This is a genomic window from Pseudomonas sp. (assembly GCF_050739995.1).
GTDB lineage: Bacteria > Pseudomonadota > Gammaproteobacteria > Pseudomonadales > Pseudomonadaceae > Aquipseudomonas.
The window spans coordinates 1-2247 of the sequence record NZ_JBOICG010000761.1 but is presented as its reverse complement, the minus strand read 5'-3'; the positions used below and the strand labels follow the sequence as shown (position 1 = coordinate 2247).

General features: G+C 58.5%; 3 protein-coding genes and 1 tRNA gene. 3 read left to right on the top strand and 1 reads right to left on the bottom strand.

All coding sequences use genetic code 11. The annotated features are described in order from the left end of the window. On the bottom strand, positions 1 to 1034 hold a 1034-nt coding region (locus ACRESD_RS25920; protein WP_431753509.1), incomplete at its 3' end, for a type II secretion system F family protein. A gap of 202 nt (positions 1035 to 1236) precedes the next feature. Here ACRESD_RS25920 and ACRESD_RS25915 point away from each other — a divergent pair. From ACRESD_RS25915 to ACRESD_RS25905, 3 genes are all read left to right on the top strand, one after another. Next, entirely contained in the window at positions 1237 to 1650 is a 414-nt protein-coding gene (locus tag ACRESD_RS25915; protein ID WP_431753510.1) for a pilin, read from the top strand. A gap of 64 nt (positions 1651 to 1714) precedes the next feature. Further along, positions 1715 to 1787: transfer RNA gene (locus ACRESD_RS25910), tRNA-Thr, on the top strand. A gap of 125 nt (positions 1788 to 1912) precedes the next feature. Further along, complete coding sequence (locus tag ACRESD_RS25905; protein ID WP_033903347.1) at positions 1913 to 2218, top strand: DUF6388 family protein; 306 nt, start codon at positions 1913 to 1915, stop codon at positions 2216 to 2218. Positions 2219 to 2247 lie beyond the last annotated feature (29 nt).

Here is a 2247-nt window from a genome sequence, read left to right as displayed (position 1 = left end):
GTGCCAGACCCTTCACCGATTGCCGTCATCTGGATCGCCATGCCGGGAAACAAACCGCTGGTGGCCATGGAGTGATTCAGTTGCATGCCTGCGGATACATCGTGGCGCATACGCTCGATTGCCTGTTTGAATGGGCCAATGCCGACGGCGCCGGTTGCCGAACTCAATGCCTGCACCAGGGGCACGCCTGCTGCAAATGTAGTCGAGAGCGTGCGGGCATAGCGGGCGATGGCGGACTTCTTCAGCAGTGTGCCTGCCAGGGGCAGTTTCAACAAACCCGCTTCCAGCCCGTGACGAAAGCCTGGGGAAGTCCGGTAGGCCAGGCGTAGTCCGGCAATCGCTGCGCCCATGGCCAGGGCCACAAACCACCAGGCGTGCTGCAGGAATTCGGACAGGGCAATGACCCACAAGGTAAAGCCGGGTAACTGGCCATCGACACCCGCAAAGAGACTCTGGAACTGCGGCACCACATGGATCAGCAACACTGCGCTGACCAGGCTGGCAACCACCATTACCGTGATCGGGTAGGTCATGGCTTTCTTGATTCTGGCCTTGAGCCGTTGGCTTTTCTCCAGGTGGATTGCCACTCGCTCCAGCAGGGTTTCCAGGGCGCCGGCTTGTTCGCCGGCGGCAATCAGGTTGCAATACAGGTCATCGAAGTAGCGTGGGTGTTTACGCAGTGCGGCAGTCAGGCTGTTGCCGGCGGAAATTTCGTGTTTCAGCCCCTTGGCCAACTCGGCCAACTGTCGGTTCTCGACGCCTTCGCGGATGATGTCGAACGCTTGCAACAAGGGGATGCCGGCCTGGAGCAGCGTCGCCAACTGGCGAGTGAACAGCGAGATATCAGCGGGTTTTATCGCATGAGTGAACGTGGGAAAACCTAGATTCTGCTTGCGCACGCGGCCGGGGCAGATGCCCTGTTGACGCAGTTGCGCCTTAATCAGAGCAAGGTCATGGCCAGACGTTTTCCCGGTCACCCTGCGTCCTTTGCGGTTGATGCCTTCCCAGGCGTAGATCGTCGAAGCGTCGTTCATGTCACGGTTCCGCACACAGGTAGTGGAAGCTTTATAGCTTAGTCAGGTGACGGATTCGGGCATGGGGGGGTGAGCGATAAAATGTCAGAATGTGCGTCTTGCACGCGATTGGCCGCTCGTGGATGAGTACACTGGCGCCGCAGCAAATTGCGGGGCGCAGGAAGCGCCTTGTCTTGGGTTCTATCTCTGGAGAGTGAATGTGATGCGTCAGAAAGGCTTTACCTTGATCGAGTTGCTGATCGTCGTGGCAATCATCGGCATTTTGGCAACCATCGGTTTGCCCATGTACACCAAGCACCAGGCCAAGGCCAAGTTCACGGCGGGCCTGGCTGAAATCTCGGCGTTGAAGGCAGGTTACGAAGATGTGATCAACCAGGGCACTGTCCCGACCCTGTCATTGGTCGGTGGCACCAGTCCTACCGCCAACTGCAAGATCGACGTGGCAGGCGATGTGGCCACCGGTGTCGGTTCCATCAGCTGTGAAATCCTCGATGCACCTGCGCCCGTACTGGGCAAGACCATCACCCTGACGCGCAGTGCCACCACAGGCTGGACATGTGCCACCACGGCTGACGCGCAATATGTCGCCAAGGGCTGCGGCGTCGACGGCGCATAACGGCTGCTGGGCGATGGGCCAGTTAGTTGCCGCATGCCTAATGCGGTGCTAGCTTTAGCCCACCGCCCGTGTAGCTCAGCCGGTAGAGCAGCGCACTCGTAACGCGAAGGTCGCAGGTTCGATTCCTGTCTCGGGCAAAAAGGCACCACTGTTTCAAAGGCAACGTTTTCAGATGATCCCAGAATGGTTCTGAAGGCCAGAATTTATCTGCGCAACCTTGATGACCCAGATGCATCCCCATTCCTCGATCTAAGAGAACAACATGACCACGACTGAGATGACCCAGGAAGTTCGGCACCAGGCAGCGCTCGAAAAGTACCTCGAGGAGTCGCCGCAGCTTAAAGAAGAGATCAAGGACTTGAGTGCTGATGACCAGCGCGACCAGATCCAGTGGGCATTCGAGGACGAGGCCGAAAGCCAGGGTTACCAGCCTTGGGAGCTGACCCTCAAATACACCTCTACACCGGAAGAGTTCGAAGCCGCACGGCTGGCCCTGCACAAAGAGGCGGCCGAGGTGCTGGGTGTCGAGTGGGAAGAGTATTGCGAGATGAATGATCTCGTCGTCTGACGGTGTAGTGAGCGGGCTTGCCCCGCGCT

Bases quoted from the DNA above. Each gene is read 5' to 3' on its own strand.
- ACRESD_RS25915 (WP_431753510.1), top strand. From the start codon at position 1,237: ATGCGTCAGAAAGGCTTTACCTTGATCGAGTTGCTGATCGTCGTGGCA.
- ACRESD_RS25905 (WP_033903347.1), top strand. From the start codon at position 1,913: ATGACCACGACTGAGATGACCCAGGAAGTTCGGCACCAGGCAGCGCTC.